This window comes from Cyanobium sp. LEGE 06113 (assembly GCF_015207615.1).
On sequence record NZ_JADEWM010000009.1, the window covers coordinates 19,423 to 34,413 of the forward strand.

18 protein-coding genes, 1 tRNA gene and 1 pseudogene are annotated in these 14,991 nt (G+C 70.7%); 11 read left to right on the forward strand and 9 right to left on the reverse strand.

The genetic code is table 11. From position 1 onward, the window contains the following. Positions 1-112: 112 nt before the first annotated feature. Complete coding sequence (locus tag IQ220_RS13470) at positions 113-418, reverse strand: DUF3288 family protein (RefSeq protein ID WP_193915706.1); 306 nt, start codon at positions 416-418, stop codon at positions 113-115. A gap of 73 nt (positions 419-491) precedes the next feature. On the opposite strand from IQ220_RS13470, the pseudogene IQ220_RS13475 reads away from it, so the two are divergent. From IQ220_RS13475 to IQ220_RS13505, 7 genes and pseudogenes are all read left to right on the forward strand, one after another. Further along, a pseudogene (locus IQ220_RS13475) lies at positions 492-2,284 on the forward strand (ABC transporter ATP-binding protein). Positions 2,285-2,401: 117 nt separating this feature from the next. Next, positions 2,402-2,689, forward strand: a complete 288-nt coding sequence (locus IQ220_RS13480) for a hypothetical protein (protein WP_186699959.1) — start codon at positions 2,402-2,404, stop codon at positions 2,687-2,689. Between the two features lie 28 nt (positions 2,690-2,717). After that, positions 2,718-3,446, forward strand: coding sequence for a peptide-methionine (S)-S-oxide reductase MsrA (gene msrA, locus IQ220_RS13485; RefSeq protein WP_193915709.1), 729 nt, complete (start codon positions 2,718-2,720; stop codon positions 3,444-3,446). Positions 3,447-3,456: 10 nt separating this feature from the next. Then, on the forward strand, positions 3,457-3,756 hold the full coding sequence (locus IQ220_RS13490; protein ID WP_186699963.1) for a hypothetical protein: 300 nt from the start codon (positions 3,457-3,459) through the stop codon (positions 3,754-3,756). 22 nt (positions 3,757-3,778) lie between these two features. Continuing rightward, complete coding sequence (locus tag IQ220_RS13495; RefSeq protein WP_186699965.1) at positions 3,779-3,961, forward strand: hypothetical protein; 183 nt, start codon at positions 3,779-3,781, stop codon at positions 3,959-3,961. Beyond that, on the forward strand, positions 3,958-4,314 hold the full coding sequence (locus IQ220_RS13500; protein ID WP_186699967.1) for a Rho termination factor N-terminal domain-containing protein: 357 nt from the start codon (positions 3,958-3,960) through the stop codon (positions 4,312-4,314). Before IQ220_RS13495 ends, IQ220_RS13500 begins: the two co-directional genes overlap by 4 nt. Before the next feature lie 15 nt (positions 4,315-4,329). Next, positions 4,330-4,403: transfer RNA gene (locus IQ220_RS13505), tRNA-Pro, on the forward strand. Here IQ220_RS13505 and IQ220_RS13510 read toward each other — a convergent pair. Next, positions 4,385-4,741 (reverse strand): hypothetical protein, encoded by a 357-nt coding sequence (locus tag IQ220_RS13510; RefSeq protein WP_225875921.1) that lies wholly within the window; start codon positions 4,739-4,741, stop codon positions 4,385-4,387. The two genes, IQ220_RS13505 and IQ220_RS13510, sit on opposite strands and share 19 nt — an antisense overlap. 139 nt (positions 4,742-4,880) lie before the next feature. Beyond that, entirely contained in the window at positions 4,881-5,777 is an 897-nt protein-coding gene (locus IQ220_RS13515; protein WP_225875882.1) for an exonuclease domain-containing protein, read from the reverse strand. 92 nt (positions 5,778-5,869) lie between these two features. Here IQ220_RS13515 and IQ220_RS13520 point away from each other — a divergent pair, with 92 nt between their 5' ends. After that, entirely contained in the window at positions 5,870-6,328 is a 459-nt protein-coding gene (locus IQ220_RS13520; RefSeq protein WP_186699969.1) for a peroxiredoxin, read from the forward strand. A 30-nt stretch (positions 6,329-6,358) separates the two neighbouring features. Beyond that, a complete protein-coding gene (locus IQ220_RS13525) occupies positions 6,359-7,126 on the forward strand; it encodes a DUF1350 family protein (RefSeq protein ID WP_186699970.1) in 768 nt (255 codons plus the stop codon). Positions 7,127-7,146: 20 nt separating this feature from the next. Here the strand turns inward: IQ220_RS13525 and acs are convergent, their stop codons facing one another. Beyond that, a complete protein-coding gene (gene acs / locus IQ220_RS13530) occupies positions 7,147-9,114 on the reverse strand; it encodes an acetate--CoA ligase (RefSeq protein ID WP_186696502.1) in 1,968 nt (655 codons plus the stop codon). Positions 9,115-9,133: 19 nt separating this feature from the next. On the opposite strand from acs, the gene IQ220_RS13535 reads away from it, so the two are divergent. Further along, on the forward strand, positions 9,134-9,604 hold the full coding sequence (locus tag IQ220_RS13535; protein ID WP_193915712.1) for a hypothetical protein: 471 nt from the start codon (positions 9,134-9,136) through the stop codon (positions 9,602-9,604). A 27-nt stretch (positions 9,605-9,631) separates the two neighbouring features. After that, the gene (locus IQ220_RS13540) at positions 9,632-10,297 is read left to right on the forward strand and encodes an HAD family phosphatase (RefSeq protein WP_186696504.1); all 666 of its coding nucleotides are present in this window, start codon (positions 9,632-9,634) and stop codon (positions 10,295-10,297) included. 28 nt (positions 10,298-10,325) lie between these two features. Here the strand turns inward: IQ220_RS13540 and sds are convergent, their stop codons facing one another. From sds to IQ220_RS13565, 5 genes are read right to left on the reverse strand one after another with little or no spacing between them, the layout of a single operon-like run. Further along, a complete protein-coding gene (sds, locus tag IQ220_RS13545) occupies positions 10,326-11,297 on the reverse strand; it encodes a solanesyl diphosphate synthase (RefSeq protein WP_186696505.1) in 972 nt (323 codons plus the stop codon). 23 nt (positions 11,298-11,320) lie between these two features. Continuing rightward, the gene (murI, locus tag IQ220_RS13550) at positions 11,321-12,145 is read right to left on the reverse strand and encodes a glutamate racemase (protein WP_186696506.1); all 825 of its coding nucleotides are present in this window, start codon (positions 12,143-12,145) and stop codon (positions 11,321-11,323) included. Further along, positions 12,145-13,248 (reverse strand): N-acetylmuramoyl-L-alanine amidase, encoded by a 1,104-nt coding sequence (locus IQ220_RS13555; protein WP_186696507.1) that lies wholly within the window; start codon positions 13,246-13,248, stop codon positions 12,145-12,147. Before IQ220_RS13555 ends, murI begins: the two co-directional genes overlap by 1 nt. A gap of 12 nt (positions 13,249-13,260) precedes the next feature. Then, complete coding sequence (locus IQ220_RS13560; protein ID WP_186696508.1) at positions 13,261-14,079, reverse strand: carbon-nitrogen hydrolase family protein; 819 nt, start codon at positions 14,077-14,079, stop codon at positions 13,261-13,263. Positions 14,080-14,121: 42 nt separating this feature from the next. Continuing rightward, positions 14,122-14,877: a 2-phosphosulfolactate phosphatase family protein gene (locus tag IQ220_RS13565; RefSeq protein WP_186700445.1), complete on the reverse strand. Its 756-nt coding sequence runs from the start codon at positions 14,875-14,877 to the stop codon at positions 14,122-14,124. Between the last annotated feature and the right edge of the window lie 114 nt (positions 14,878-14,991).

Sequence of the window (14,991 nt, forward strand, 5' to 3'; positions counted from 1 at the left end):
CCCGAAGCGGGGCTCTCCGGGACACACCCATGCCGCAACATGCTCAGCCCAGGACCAGCTGACAGGCGAAAAGGCCCTCGGGCCGAGCCGTGAGCACCTGGGGCCAGGGGCCTCAGCTCTCCTGGGCGGAGGTGTCAAAGCCCGATCCCACGGCCTCGCCGCCGCTGGGCGATGGCCGGAAGTCGGCGGCCCAGATGGCGCGGGTGCGCTCGTGCAGGGCGGCACGGCTGAGCGTCCAGAAGCGCAGCACCTTGGCCAGGTCGTCCTGGATGTCCTGAGCACCCGGAAATCCTTCGTAACGCATCAGCAACCGGGCCGCATCCACCAGATCCGCATCGGTTGGTTCGGCGGCCGCCAGCAGCCGATCCACCACCACCCGATCGAGGGCATGGAGGGGATGGCTCTGGGGCTGGGACATGGGAGGAGGGGGGAGGCAGGCGCGGGGTGCATGGCCGCGATCCCTAGGTTGGTCCCACTTTGGCGAAGGCCGCGTGGGCGGGTTCCGGCTCGATCTGATCAGGCGCTATCTGCGGCCCCACCGGCGCACCGTGCTGATCGGGGCGGCCGCCCTGGTGGTGGTGAACCTGCTGAGCGTGAGCATTCCGCTGCTGGTGCGCGGGGTGATCGACGACCTCCAGGACGCTTCGCCCTGCGCGATGTGTACCTGCAGGCCGCCCTGATCATGGCCCTGGCCACGGCCATGGGCGCCGTGCGGCTCTATTCGAGGGTGCTGGTGTTCGGGGTGGGGCGCCAGGTGGAGGCCGACCTCAAGCAGCAGATCTTCGACCACCTGCTGCTGCAGGAGCCCGGCTGGGTGCAGAGCACCGGCAGCGGCGAGGTGATCAGCCGCGCCACCAGTGACGTGGAGAACGTGCGCCGCCTGCTCGGCTTCGCCGTGCTCAGCCTCACCAACACCGCCCTGGCCTACGCCCTCACCCTGCCGGCGATGCTGAGCATCGACCCCTGGCTGACCCTGGCGGCCGTGGGGCTCTACCCGTTGATGCTGATCACGGTGCGCCTGTTCGGCGGCCGCATGATGCGCCAGCAGCGCCGCCAGCAGGAGGCCCTGGCCGGCCTGAGCGATCTGATCCAGGAAGACCTCTCCGGCATCAGCGCCATCAAGATCTACGGCCAGGAGGCCACCGAACAGGAGGCCTTCGCCTGGCGCAACCGCCTCTACCGCGATGCCGCCCTGGGCCTGGCCCGCACCCGCAGCACCCTCTTCCCCCTGCTGGAGGGCATCTCCTCGATCAGCCTGCTGCTGCTGCTGGCCCTGGGCAGTGGCCAGCTGGAGAGCGGCCGGCTCAGCATCGGCAACCTGGTGGCCCTGATCCTGTTCGTGGAGCGGCTGGTGTTCCCCACCGCCCTGCTGGGCTTCACCCTCAACACCTTCCAGACCGGGCAGGTGAGCCTGGAGCGGGTGGAGGACCTGCTGCGCCGCAAGCCCCTGGTGGAGTCGCCCCCCGATCCGGTGCCCTTCCGCGGTCGCGGACGCGGCGCCGTCGAGGCACGCGGCCTCACCGTGCGCTATCCGGGGGCCGTGCGGCCTGCCCTGGTGGACGTGAGCTTCCGGATCCGGCCCGGCGAGCTGGTGGCAGTGGTGGGGCCTGTGGGTTGCGGCAAGACCTCCCTGGCCCGCGCCCTGGGCCGGATGGTGGAGGTGGACCCCGGCGAGCTCTGGATCGATGGCTACGACATCACCAGCCTGAGCCTCAGCGACCTGCGCCGGCAGGTGGCCCTGGTACCCCAGGAGGGCTACCTGTTCACCGCCAGCCTGGCCGACAACCTGCGCTACGGCGAACCCCAGGCGCCGCTGCAGGCGGTGGAGCAGGCCGCCCGCGACGCCCGGCTGGAGGGCGACATCAAGGCCTTCCCCGACGGCTACCGCACCCTGGTGGGCGAGCGGGGCATCACCCTCAGCGGCGGCCAGCGCCAGCGCACAGCCCTGGGCCGCGCCCTGCTGGTGGATGCGCCGCTGCTGGTGCTCGATGACGCCCTGGCCAGCGTGGACAACACCACCGCCGCGGAGATCCTGCGCACCATCCGCCGGGGGCAGCAGGGGGGCGGCGGCACCAGTGGGGTCACCGGTGGCGTCACCGACCGCACGATCCTGATGATCAGCCACCAGCTCTCGGCGGCGGCTGCCTGTGATCGGATCCTGGTGCTGGAGCAGGGCCGCCTGGTGCAGGAGGGCCATCACGACGCCCTGCTGGCCCAGCCCGGCACCTACCGGCGGCTGTGGGCCCGCGAGCAGGCCTCCGAGCAGCTGCGCGCCGCCGGCTGAGGCCCGCTGCTCGGAGCTCAGGGGGCCTTCTCCAAACAGTTGTTGAGCGCCACGGCCAGGTCCCCCGGAGCTGGCTTGAGTGGGGTGGGACCTTCTGCCCCTCGCCCCCACCCCGCCATGTCGTCCGCCAGCAGCCTGCAACCCCGGCTCGACACCCAGGCCTACGCCCTGCGTTGCACCCTCACCTTCGGGGACATCTACGGCCAGATCCTGATCTGGATGGCGGTGATCTTCGCCAGCCTGGCGGCGGGCCTGGCGCTGATGGGGGCCAGCAAACCGATCGTGGCCCTGGTGGGGGTGGGCCTGATCCTGGTGCTGTCGCTGCCGTTCCTGCTGTTCGCCTTCACCACCACCCTGCTCAACCACATCGCCCTGGAGCCGAGGCCGGCCGCCCCCTCACCCTGACTAGGCTGAAACCAGTTGCCTGAAGCCGTTGTTCGGCCTCTTCCAGAAGCCCGACTCCTCCACCAGCAGCCAGCAGCCGGGGGTCCAGCAGGAGCGGCTGCATGCAGTGCTGGGCACCCCCATTGACGCCCCCGTGGCCGACGGCCAGCAGGAGGTGTTCTTCGGCTGCGGTTGCTTCTGGGGAGCGGAGAAGGGGTTCTGGCGCCTGCCAGGGGTGGTCACCACCGCCGTGGGCTATGCCGGTGGCTCCCTCACAGACCCCAGCTACCAGCAGGTGTGCTCGGGCCGCAGCGGCCACAGCGAAGTGGTGCGGGTGGTGTGGGAGTCCAGCGCCATCGGCTTTGCCGACCTGCTCAAGCTCTTCTGGGAATGCCACGACCCCACCCAGGGCGATCGCCAGGGCAACGACCGCGGCTCCCAGTACCGCTCGGCCCTCTTCGTGACCAGCGCCGAGCAGCTGCAGCTGGCCGAGGCCAGCCGTGAGAGCTACCAGGCTCTGCTCAGCGCCGCCGGCCTGGGCACGATCACCACCGAACTGCGTCAGGACGTTCCCTTCTGGCCCGCCGAGACCTACCACCAGCAGTACCTGGCCAAACCCGGCAGCAGGCCCTACTGCTCGGCCCAGCCCACCGGCGTGCCGCTGGGGGCGTTCGTGGACGCCGACTACAGGCTTGACCCCAGGGTCTGGCAGGCCTACGACTGGTCGATCAGCCACTGCGTGCTGCGGGGCGACAACGCGCCCATCCGCCTCGACTGATCCCGCCCTGATGTCCAGCCTGCTGCTGTCGTCGATGCTGCTGTTGAGCCAGTTCTCCCCCTGGTGGGAGAACTACGACAGCACCGAGAGTTTCATCTGCCCGAACAAGGGCCGGGTGCTGGTGGAGCGCAACGACTCCCAGGCCTCGCTGATCAGCGGCGGCACCCGGGCCACCTTCTTCAGGGAGTCGTCCCAGCTGCCGGGCCTGCGCTACCGCAACCGCAGCCGCACCCTGATTCTGCGGGGCGACATCCTCACCCTCGAGCAGCTGCCCAGCCGCATTGACTGCACCCGCACCGAGCGGGTCTGAGCCCACCTCTGCCCCTGAGCCCATGACCCCCCTGCCGGACCGTGTCGTGATCGTGGCCGTGGTCAGCACCATCGGGGTGTGCTTTGCCCTGGTGCTCTGGACCGTGAAGCTCAATCCCCGCCTCGAGCTGCCGATGCAGTGGCGAGATGCCCCAGCCGCCGAGAGCCCGGCCTGGCCGACTGGCGACCGCGGCCGGCTGCTGTGACCCCTGCCCCCGACCCCCAGCAGACCGAGCAGGAGAGAGGCGAGCGCCAGCTGCACCCCCTGCCGCGGGGGCTGGTGGAGCTCTACGGCCTGCTGGCGGTGCTGTTCGTGCTGGTGCCCGAGTGGATGGCCGGCAGCGTGCTGAGCGGCTTCCGCGACCAGCGCAGCGGGCAGCTGCTGGCTCCGGCCTCCGCAGCCTGGAGGCGGCTGCCGGAACTGCGGCTGGCCGGCATGTCCCTGGCGGAGCTGAGGCTGCTGGCTCGGCAACTCCGCCTTCCCGGCTACGCGGGGCTGTCGCGCCAGCAGCTCGCGGCCCGGCTGCTGAGGCGGCTGAGAAGGCGCAAAGCGCTGTGATAGCTTCTGTTCTGCCGGGGCGTAGCGCAGCTTGGTAGCGCACCACTTTGGGGTAGTGGGGGTCGTGGGTTCAAATCCCGCCGCTCCGATTCAACCGGCCCCTTGAGGGCCCAGCCTGAGCCCGCTCAGCTGTGATGTCTTCCTCCGCCGGCTTCCCCAGCCGGCTTTTTGCTGGGCTGGGCACCAGGCGGGTGCGCACCCTGAAACCCACCAGCCAGCGGTTCACCCGGCCGCGCAGGAGGCCGGGCACCTCCTCGTGCAGCTGGCCCAGTTCCTGGGCGGCCAGGCGATGCAGCGCCCGCACATCCACGCGCCAGAGCCCTTCGGCTTCCCGGATCAGCCGGGCCCAGGAGCGGCTCACCTGCCAGCGGTTGAGCCGCAGCCGCGGCGAAGGCCTGCCGGCCCGGCGGCAGGGTCGATAGGGCATGACCATCGGTTGAACAACCCTGTTAGCCCCAGGATGCAGAGCACGCTGCGGCTGAGGCCGGAACCCACCGCTGCGCTTCAACCACTGGAAGCAAAACGGTGCAGGCGGCCCATCAGGAGGCCGGGCAACAGGCTGGCCATCAGGCCGCGGCGCTGCCCTCCGCCACGGGCTCCACGGCAAAGGGCAGGGCCATGGCCTCCCGGGCACTCAGGCGCCGCGTCCAGGCGCCGGCCACGGGGTTGTTCCAGCGGAATCCGGCCTGCTTGGCCTGATGACGTTCCGCATAGGGCAGCTGGGCCCGGAACAGCTGCCTCGGTTCCAGGGCTGCCTCGAGCAGGGGCTCCAGATCGTCGCAGCGGGCGAACACCTCCGCCAGGTAGATGCAGTCGGTGAGCGCCCGGTGGGCGGCCCACACCGGCACCCCATAGGCGAGGGCCAGATCGCGCACCGAGGGGCTGGGCCGCAGCTGACGCTCGGCCGGCCAGCGGATATCGTCCATGGAGCAGATCCAGGGCAGCGCCAGCTCCGGCAGCTCCTGACGGCCAAACCACTGCCGATCGAAGCGGGCGTTGTGGGCCAGGGCCGCATCGGCGTGGGCCGCCATCGCTTCGAAGCAGGCCAGGCCCTGCCGCCAGGGCTGGGGCAGCCGGGTGATGGCCGGGGCGATGCCATTGATCGCCTCGGCCGGATTGCTGTGGGCCGGCAGCAGGAAAGACACCTGGTTGAGCACAGCCCGGCCGCTCACGTGAAACAGAATGGCCCCCACCTCGAGGCAGACGTGCTCGCGGGGATCCAGCCCGCTGGTTTCGGTGTCAAGGATCAGCAGAAACTCGGGCACAGCCCGCTGTTCCCCTGAAGGCCCTCGGTCCAGTTGCGGTTCGGGTTCGGGTTCGGCGCTCGGCAGCAGCTGCAGCTCGGCCTCAGGGCCCCGAGCTGGTGTGGGCTCAGGCTCTGCGCAAGCGGGAGCAGCCAGCAGACTCCCCAGCAGGTCCTGCTGCTGCCACAGGCTGTCCTGTTCCGGAGGAGGTCCACTCACAGGGCTGGCGGTCGCGCCCCTCCATCCTCCCAGCCCCGGCAAGCGATGAGCCCCTGCCGCTGCTTAGGGTCTGGGCACCACGACTGCTGACCATGGGTGTTGCCGTCGGCGATCGGGCCCCCCTGATCGCCCTCCCCGACCAGAGCGGCTGCGAGCGGCGCAGCGACCAGCTGGGGGGCCGGGCCCTGGTGCTGTTCTTCTACCCCAAGGACGACACCCCTGGCTGCACCATGGAGGCCTGTGCCTTCCGCGACAGCTTCGCCGACCTGCAGGCCCTCGGCGCCGAGGTGTGGGGCGTGAGTGGCGATGACGCCGCCAGCCACAGCCGCTTCGCCCAGCGCCACAACCTCCCCTACCCGCTGCTGGTGGATCAGGGCAATGCCCTGCGCAAGGCCTACGGGGTACCGAGCGTGCTGGGCCTGCTGCCCGGCCGGGTCACCTATGTGATCGATGGGGCGGGGGTGGTGCGCCACCAGTTCAACAACCTGCTCGATGGCCCAGCCCATCGCCGCGAGGCCCTGCAGGCCCTGCAGGCGCTGCAGCCGACCTAGAGAGCCCACCACCGACACGGAGCGAGCGCCATGGCGCCCTGGCAACAACGGGACAAGCTCTGGTGCCTGGAGCCGGCGGGCAGGCCCCGCGGTCTGATCGAGTTCATCGGGGGCAGCTATCTGGCCGCCAGCCCCCAGCTCAGCTATCGCCGCCTGCTGGAGGCCCTGGCCGCCCAGGGCTGGCGGGTGCATGCCTGGAGCTACGTGCCGGGCTTCGACCACCAGGCCCAGGCCAATCAGGCCTGGCGCCTGTTTCGGCTCAGCCGGGCCGGCGACGGCGCCCTGCTGGAATCGGCGGCGGCGGCCCGGCTGCCGGTGCTGCGCCTGGGCCACAGCCTCGGCTGCAAGCTGCACCTGCTGGCGCCGGATGGCGGCCGCCGCAACGCCGCTCTGGTGGCCCTGAGCTTCAACAACTTCTCAGCCGAGCGCTCCGTGCCGCTGCTGGCGGAACTCGGCCAGCAGCTGCGCTTCCGCAGTGAGTTCAGCCCCTCGCCGGAGCAGACGCTGAGCCAGATCAGCGCCACCTATCTGCAGCCCCACAACCTGCTGGTGCGCTTCAGCCGCGACGGCATCGACCAGAGCAGCCGCCTGCTGGGGGTGTTGCAGGCCCGTGCCGGCGACGACTCCACCCTGCTGGAGCTGCCCGGCGACCACCTGACGCCGGCCAGCGGTGGCCTGCGCAAGCAGGTGCTCGGGGCCTGGGCCGATGATCCGGCCCGCCAGCGGGGCATGGAGCGGCTGGTGGGGCAGATCAGCAGCTGGAGTGACGCCGTGGCCACCCGCCTGGCGCGAAGCTGAGGGCCTATCGGCCCGGAGCCTCACACCCGCAGCTGATCGAGCACGGAGCGGTCCTCCAGGGTGGAGGTGTCGCCACTCACCTCCTGGCCCGCCGCCAGGGAGCGCAGGATGCGCCGCATGATCTTGCCGCTGCGGGTCTTGGGAAGGGCATCGCTGAAGCGGATGTCATCGGGGCGGGCGATCGGGCCGATTTCCTGGCCCACGTGGGCGCGCAGCTCAGCCACCAGGGCCTGGTCGCCGGCGCGCCCGCTTTCGAGGGTCACGAAGGCCACCACCCCCTCGCCCTTGAGGTCATCGGGCCGGCCCACCACGGCGGCTTCCGCCACGGCCGGATGGCTCACCAGGGCCGATTCGATCTCCATCGTGCCCAGGCGGTGACCGCTCACATTGATCACGTCATCGACGCGGCCCATCACCCAGAAGTAGCCGTCGGCATCGCGGCGGGCACCGTCGCCAGCGAAGTAGAGCCAGGAGCCGTCGGCCGGGCGGATCTCCTCCCAGTAGCTCCTGCGGAAGCGCTCCGGGTCGCCGTGGACCGTGCGCATCATCCCCGGCCAGGGGCGCCGCACCGCCAGGTAGCCGCCGGCATCGGCGGGCTGAGACACCCCCTCATGGTCCACCACATCGGCCACGATGCCCGGCAGGGGCAGGGTGCAGGAGCCGGGCTTGGTGGGGGTGGCCCCCGGCAGCGGGCTCACCATCACCCCACCGGTCTCGGTCTGCCACCAGGTGTCCACCACCGGGCAGCGGTTGCCGCCGATCACCTCCCGATACCACATCCAGGCCTCGGGGTTGATCGGCTCGCCCACCGTGCCGAGGATCCTGAGGCTGCTCATGTCGTGCTGATCGGGCACCTCGCGTCCGCTCTTCATGAAGGCCCGGATCGCCGTGGGGGCCGTGTAAAAGAGGGTCACCCGGTGCTTCTCGATCACCTCCCAGAAGGCACCCGGCTTGGAAGGACGCGGTGCCCCCTCGTACATCACCGTGGTGGCGCCGTTGGAGAGGGGCCCGTAGACGATGTAGCTGTGGCCCGTGATCCAGCCCACATCGGCGGTGCACCAGTGGATGTCGTCCTCGCGCAGGTCGAAGATCCACTGGAAGGTGAGATGGGCCCAGAGGTTGTAGCCGGCGGTGGTGTGTACCACCCCCTTGGGCTTGCCGGTGGAGCCGGAGGTGTAGAGCACGAACAGCCGGTCTTCGCTGGCCATCGGCTCGGCCGGGCAGCTGTCGGCCTGGGGATCCACCAGCTCCTGCCACCATTCATCCCGCCCCGGCTCCATGGCGCAGTTCTCGCCCGTGCGCCGCACCACCAGCACATGCTCAACGCTGGGGGCGGCACCGCCCGCCAGGGCCGCATCCACCGCCGGCTTGAGGGCCACGGGCTTGTCCTTGCGGAAGCCGCCGTCGGCGGTGATCACCAGCTTCACGTCGCCGTCGATCAGCCGGTCGCGCAGGGCCTCGGCCGAGAACCCCCCGAACACCACCGAATGGGGTGCCCCGATGCGAGCGCAGGCCAGCATGGCGATGGCCGCCTCCGGCACCATCGGCATGTACAGGGCCACCAGATCGCCCTTGCCGATGCCGAGGGCCTTGAGGGCATTGGCCGCCCGGCACACCGCCCCATGCAGCTCGCGGTAGCTGAAGCGGCGGGTATCGCCGGGCTCTCCCTCCCAGATCAGGGCCGTCTTGTCGGCCCGGGGCCCCGCCAGGTGGCGGTCGAGGCAGTTGTAGCTGAGGTTGGTGCGGCCACCCTCGAACCAGCGGGCAAAGGGCGGATCGCTCCAGTCGAGCACCGTGTGGAACGGCTCGAACCAGTGCAGGTGCTCGCGGGCCTGCCGGCCCCAGAAGCCATCCGGATCCGCCTCCACCTCGGCCACGAGATCGCGGTAGGCCTGCATGGAACCGATCCCAGCGCTGGCGGCCAGCTCTGCCGGCGGCGCAAAGACCCGCTCCTCGTGGAGCACCGATTCGATCGTGACCTCAGACATCGCCATGGCAGCAGTCAGGATGCATTCTGAGCTGCGACGACCCGACCCAGAGGAACAGCCACTGGCACCAGCAGGAACCACTGAAGCGGCCAGTGCCCACCCTTACCAGGCCCGCGGCATTGTGTATTCCACCTACGGCAACCATGCCGTGAGCGGGCACGCCTGGGGGTTCTGGTACCTCCGCACCAGCAAGAGGGTGTGGTTCCGGGTGGATCGTGGGGCGCTGAAAGGTCTGCAGCCCGTGTTCACCTACAACGGCCGGGTCATCCTGCACAGGAGCGAGCTGGCCAGGGGCCCGGCCCAGTCCTCCCAGGGCAGCGGCCCACCCGTGGTCTGGGGGCATTACCTCGGCAGCGACTGGGCCGAGGGTCCCGAGAACACCCAGCTCTCACTACTGATCTGGACCCGCTGGAGCTGGCTCCACCCCGAGGCCTGTGGCCAGCCGGGGCGGTTTGCAGTGTCGTTCAGCCGGCCGGCGCCAGCGCCGTGAGGGCAACCGCCCTGAGAGAATGGCGCCATGAACCGTCCCGCGGCCTGCCTGTTCGATCTCGACGGGCTCCTGCTCGACACCGAACCGCTCCATGCCAGGGCCTGGCAGGAGGCCGCCAGCCGCTTCGGCCGACCCCTGAGCCCCGAGGAGCTGAGCAGCCTGCGGGGACGGCGCCGCCTGGACTGCGCCGAGCAGGTGTGCGCCTGGATCAGCGCCAGCCCCAACGCCAGCCCAGCTGCCAAGCCCGCTGTGGCCGAACTGCTGGCCGTGCGCCAGCCGATCGCGGAGGCCCTGCTGGTGCAGGCCCCTCCGATCCAGGGAGCCCCGCAGCTGTTGCAGCGCTGCCGCGAGCGGGCGATCCCGATGGCGCTGGTGACCAGCAGCGCCGAAGCCTCCGTGGCGCTCAAGTGCGCCCCCCACGACTGGCTGGGCGGCATGAAGACCTGCGTCTATGGCGATGACCCCGAGCTCAGCGCCGGCAAACCGGCGCCTGATCCGTTCCTGATGGCAGCGCAACGTCTCGGGGTGCCGAGTTGCGACTGCTGGGCCTTCGAGGACTCCCTTGCCGGCAGCCAGGCGGCCCTGGGGGCCGGCTGCCAGGTGTATGTGCTGCTGCCCGATGGAGCCCTCAGGGAGCACTATCCAGCGGCAGTGCAGTGCCTGCGCTCACTCGAGGACGTGCTGCTCGAGTAGCTCTGCTGGGGGATCAGTGCGCAGGTGATCAGTAGAGCCGGCTGAGCACAAAATCCGGCAGACCTCGCAGGGCACTGCGCGGCTCGGATGGGGCCAGCCAGTCGATCGACTCGGCCGCCTCCCGCGCAAACTGCTCCGCCAGGGCCCGGGAGCGGGGGATGGCCTCGCAGCCCCGCACCAGGTCCAGGGCCTGGTCGAGATCGTCGTCCTCGGAGAACTCGCGCTCGATCAACCCCGCCAGGGCAGGCCGCTCCTGCAGGGCGTAGAGCACCGGTGCCGTGAGGTAGCCGGAGGCGAGATCGCTGGCGGCGGGCTTGCCCAGCTGCTGGTCGCTGCCGGTGAAGTCGAGGATGTCATCCACCACCTGGAAGGCCAGGCCGAGCTGGCGGCCGAACCGGTAGAGATCGTCCAGGTGGCTGGGGGGAAGGGCCGAGAGCACGCCGGCGGCCCGGGCGCTGTTGGCGATCAACGAGGCCGTTTTGCAGTAGCTCTTCTCGAGGTAGCTCTCGAAGCTCTGGGTGGTGTCGTAGCGGAACAGGCCCTGCTTCACCTCGCCATCGGCCAGATCCATGATCACGCGGCTGAGCAGCTTCACCACGTCGAGGTCGTCGAGGTTGGCGAGGTGCCAGCTGGCCTGGGCGAAGAGGAAGTCTCCGGCCAGCACGGCCACGCGGTAGTTGAAGCGGCTGTGCACGGTGTCCACGCCGCGGCGGGTGGCCGCCTCGTCCACCACGTCGTCGTGGACGAGGGAGGCGGTGTGGATCATTTCGGTGATCTCAGCCAGCCTCCGGTGGCGCGGCGTGAGCTCCCCATCCGGAGCCACCGCCCGCGAGAGCAGCAGCACGATGCCCGGCCTCAATCGCTTGCCGCCTGCGGCGAACAGGTGCTCGGCCGCCGCTTGAAGAATGGGATGCCCCGCGCCAATGAGGCTGCGCAGATCCGAGAGCAGGGTGTCGAGATCGGCCTCCACCGGCTGGAGCAGCTCTGCAACCGTTGCCACATCACCTCCGCCGTGCCGAGATCCTAGAAGGCACGTGCTGCCGTCCGCAGGTCCACCCGCTCCACGGCGGGGCGATGACCCAGCCAGTCCTCAGCGCCGGCGGCGAAGGTGTCTGGACAGCCGGTCACGCAGAGGCGGGAACGCTGCTGCAGCGGCAGCACCAGCTCGCTGCGGCGCTCCACCTCCGGCGATTCGCCGAGGCTGCCGAGCAGGGGGCCGAGCCGCTCCACCACCGCCAGGGCCGGATCCACCAGTTCCACCCCCGCCGGCAGCAGTTCGGTGAGCAGGGGCCGCAGCAGGGGGTAGTGGCTGCAGCCCAGCACCACCATGTCCACCTCGGCGGCCAGCAGCGGTGCCAGGTAGGCCTGAGCCACCCGACGCAGGACATCGGAATCGCGGTGGCCAGCCTCGATCAGGCCCACGAACTCCGGGCAGCCCACCTCGGTGACCACGGCCATGGGGCGGCTGGCATGGATGGCCCGGCGGTAGGCACCGCTGGCGGCGGTGGCGGGGGTGGCCAGCACGCCCACCCGATCACTTTTGATCACAGTGGCCACGCTGTCAATCAGCCCGAGCACCGGCACGGCGGCCTCGGAGACGGCCACGTCCAGCGCCAGGGCGTTGCAGGTGTTGCAGGCCATCACCAGCACCCCCACCTCCTCGGCCCGCAGCCACCGCACCACCTCGGCGGCGATCTGCCGGATCTCCTCCGGGCTGCGGCTCCCATAGGGCACCCGGGCCGTGTCCCCCAGGTAGAGACAGCGGGAGTGGGGATGCCGTTCCGTGACCCGGCGCAGCACCGTGAGCCCGCCGACGCCACTGTCGAACAGGCCCACGAGCAGCTCCATCAGCGCCCCCCCAGGAACTGCAGGATGCCCGTGGCCAGCGCCATGGCGAGGCGGCGGCGATGGGAGGGATCGGCCAGGCGCGGCGCGTCGAAGGCCCCGGTGACAAAACCCATCTCCACCAGGGAGGCCGGCATCACGGTGCGGCGGATCACGAAGAAGCGGCCGGCCTTGACGCCCCGATCCGGCGAACCCGGTGACACAGCCATCATCTGGGCCTGCAGCAACCGCGCCAGGCGCAGCGACCGACCTCCGGAGAAATAGAAGGTCTCAACGCCGTTCACATCCGGGCGGGCCATGCTCAAGGCGTTGGCGTGGATGCTCACGAACGCATCGGCACCCACGCGGTTGGCCAGCGCCACCCGCGGCGGCAGGTCCACATCCACTTCCGAGGTGCGGGTCATCACCACGTTCACGCCGCGGGCCTGCAGCAGGCGGGCCACCTGCAGCGACACGTCGAGCACGATGTCGGTTTCGCGCAGGCCGCGGATCCCGACAGCGCCGGGGTCCGGGCCTCCGTGGCCGGGGTCGATCACCACCCGGAAACGGCCGCGGGGCACCACGGGCAGGCCGTCGGCGGAGAGAGGTGTGCTGGCCGTCGGGAAGGCGGGGCCGGGCCTCGAGGCGATCGGGGTGCGGCGGTCCACATCCCCCTCGCCCAGGCCCAGCAGCACCGGCCGGCTCAGACCCTTGAACTCCAGTTTCCAGCGGTCCGAGGCGGTGCCCACCAGGCGCAGGTCCGCAGGGTCGAGCTGGGTGCCCGGTCTGAACTCCACCACGATCCGGGTGGTGGTGGGCGTGGGCTTGCCGATCCGCACCTCGCGCACATCGCCGCTGCCGCGGATCGAGCGGGAGCGGGAAGGAGCCCCCGGCAGATCCACCCACACCCGCGGGCCGCGCAGCCGTGTGCCGTCTTCAAAGAAGGCCTGCAGCCGCACATTGGGGCTGGTGCGCAGCTCCAGGGCACCCTGACGGGTGATCCGCCAGGCGGCCAGGCTCGAGGCCAGGGCCGGCAGGTCGGCGAGCACCAGGGCCACGGCCAGCAGCAGCCGCAGCAGGCCGAGGCGTCGCGGGGACCTGGCGCTGCCGGAGCGCCTCAGTGGCATGGGGGCCGCCACTCAGAACAGGGCCGGACGACGGTGCTGCAGGCTCGGCATCTGAGCCCTGACCCGCTCGCCGTGGCGTGGGTCAACCGGGGCCACCGCCAGACCGGGCGCATCGCCGGCATCGGCCAGCACCGTGCCCCAGGGGTCGATCACCAGGGCATGGCCATGGCTCTGGCGGCGGCCGTAGTGGTGGCCCGTCTGGGCCGGGGCCAGCACGTAGGCGGTGTTTTCGATCGCCCTGGCCTGCAGCAGCACCTGCCAGTGATCCTTGCCGGTGAAGGCCGTGAAGGCGGCGGGCACCATCAGCAGATCGGCGCCGGCCCCGGCCAGGTGGCGGTAGAGCTCAGGAAAGCGCACGTCGTAACAGATGGAGATGCCGATGCGACCCAGCCCCGGCACCGCCACAACCGGGGGCAGCTCGGTGCCGGGACGCACCGTGGCCGACTCGCGGTAGGTGTTGCCGTCCGGGAGGTCCACGTCGAACAGGTGGATCTTGTCGTAGCGGGCCAGCAGCTGGCCCTCGGTGCCCACCAGTTCCGCCCGGTTCAGGGTCTGGCCGTCCCCGGCCGGCACGGGGAAGCCCCCACCCAGCAGGGTCACCTGGTAGCGGCGCGCCATGGTCACCAGAAAGCTGCTGCAGCGCTGCCCCAGGCTGGGGGCCAGCTCCAGACGCAGCTCGTCGTCTCCCATGAAGGCGAAGTTCTCGGGCAGACCCACCAGCTCGGCCCCACGCCGGGCGGCCAGCTCGATCTGTTCCTCGGCGGCGGCGAAGTTGTCGTCCGGGACCGGAGTGCTGGTGAGCTGCACCGCTGCCGCCAGATAACTGCTCACCTGATGCCGAAAAAGAATCGCCGCACTGTAAGGGCCTCCCCCTCAGCCGGCTCTGAGCACCCCAGGCTCGCTCTGGGTGGGCACGATCGTCAGGGTGTCCACGGCGCTGCAGCAGGCGAAATCGGCGTCGTGGTCGCCCAGGGCGATCAGTCGCTTGCCATGGCTGGCGGCCCGCAGGCAGGTTTCAGGGTCGCTGTGCCACTGCTGCCAGAGGGCCAGGGCGGCCAGCATCTCGTCATTGCCCAGGTCCACTCCCCGGTGGGGAGCCACCGCCAGCTCGATGGCGGCTGAGGCCACGGCCCCCGCCGCCAGGCTGTCCTCCAGGGAGTAGTCGCCCTCCCAGCCGCTGCCCACGATCCACACCCGCTCCACGCCCGCTTCCAGCAGCCGTCGCACCACGGCAGTGCGGTTGGGCAGGCAGGCGGTGACCAGCAGGGGCACCGCGCGCACCGCCTGCAGCGAGCGGGTGCCGTTCGTGGTGCTCATGAAGATGCGCTTGCCCCCCACCCGCTCAGCGGTCACCGCCAGGGGTGAGTTGCCCAGGTCGTAGCCCGCCACCCGCTGGCCGCCCCGCTCCCCGGCCCGCAGGCTCTGCGCTGGGGGCCAGGCGGCGGCGGCCCGGTCCAGGGCCTCCAGATCGGCGAAGGCCTCGATCGCCTCGGCGCCGTTCTGCAGCGACCAGGCGATGGTGGTGGTGGCCCGCAGCACATCGATCACCACGGCGGCCTCGGGCCCGCCCTCGGCCGCGGCGACCACGGGTGGCACGCACTCGGATGTGGGGTAGTAGGAGATCTGCACGAAGGCGGCAACGCTGGCGGCCTCAGCGTAGGGAGCGTGCCCCACGAGGCTCAGGCCGCAGCGGCGGGAGTGGCTGCGGCACAGTGCATCAGGCGGCGCGTCCTGGCGTGCCGC

Coding starts and splice junctions, on each gene's coding strand:
- IQ220_RS13470 (WP_193915706.1), bottom strand. CDS start 418: ATGTCCCAGCCCCAGAGCCATCCCCTCCATGCCCTCGATCGGGTGGTG.
- IQ220_RS13480 (WP_186699959.1), top strand. CDS start 2,402: ATGTCGTCCGCCAGCAGCCTGCAACCCCGGCTCGACACCCAGGCCTAC.
- IQ220_RS13490 (WP_186699963.1), top strand. CDS start 3,457: ATGTCCAGCCTGCTGCTGTCGTCGATGCTGCTGTTGAGCCAGTTCTCC.
- IQ220_RS13495 (WP_186699965.1), top strand. CDS start 3,779: ATGACCCCCCTGCCGGACCGTGTCGTGATCGTGGCCGTGGTCAGCACC.
- IQ220_RS13510 (WP_225875921.1), bottom strand. CDS start 4,741: ATGCCCTATCGACCCTGCCGCCGGGCCGGCAGGCCTTCGCCGCGGCTG.
- IQ220_RS13520 (WP_186699969.1), top strand. CDS start 5,870: ATGGGTGTTGCCGTCGGCGATCGGGCCCCCCTGATCGCCCTCCCCGAC.
- IQ220_RS13525 (WP_186699970.1), top strand. CDS start 6,359: ATGGCGCCCTGGCAACAACGGGACAAGCTCTGGTGCCTGGAGCCGGCG.
- acs (WP_186696502.1), bottom strand. CDS start 9,114: ATGTCTGAGGTCACGATCGAATCGGTGCTCCACGAGGAGCGGGTCTTT.
- IQ220_RS13535 (WP_193915712.1), top strand. CDS start 9,134: ATGCATTCTGAGCTGCGACGACCCGACCCAGAGGAACAGCCACTGGCA.
- IQ220_RS13540 (WP_186696504.1), top strand. CDS start 9,632: ATGAACCGTCCCGCGGCCTGCCTGTTCGATCTCGACGGGCTCCTGCTC.
- murI (WP_186696506.1), bottom strand. CDS start 12,145: ATGGAGCTGCTCGTGGGCCTGTTCGACAGTGGCGTCGGCGGGCTCACG.
- IQ220_RS13555 (WP_186696507.1), bottom strand. CDS start 13,248: ATGCCACTGAGGCGCTCCGGCAGCGCCAGGTCCCCGCGACGCCTCGGC.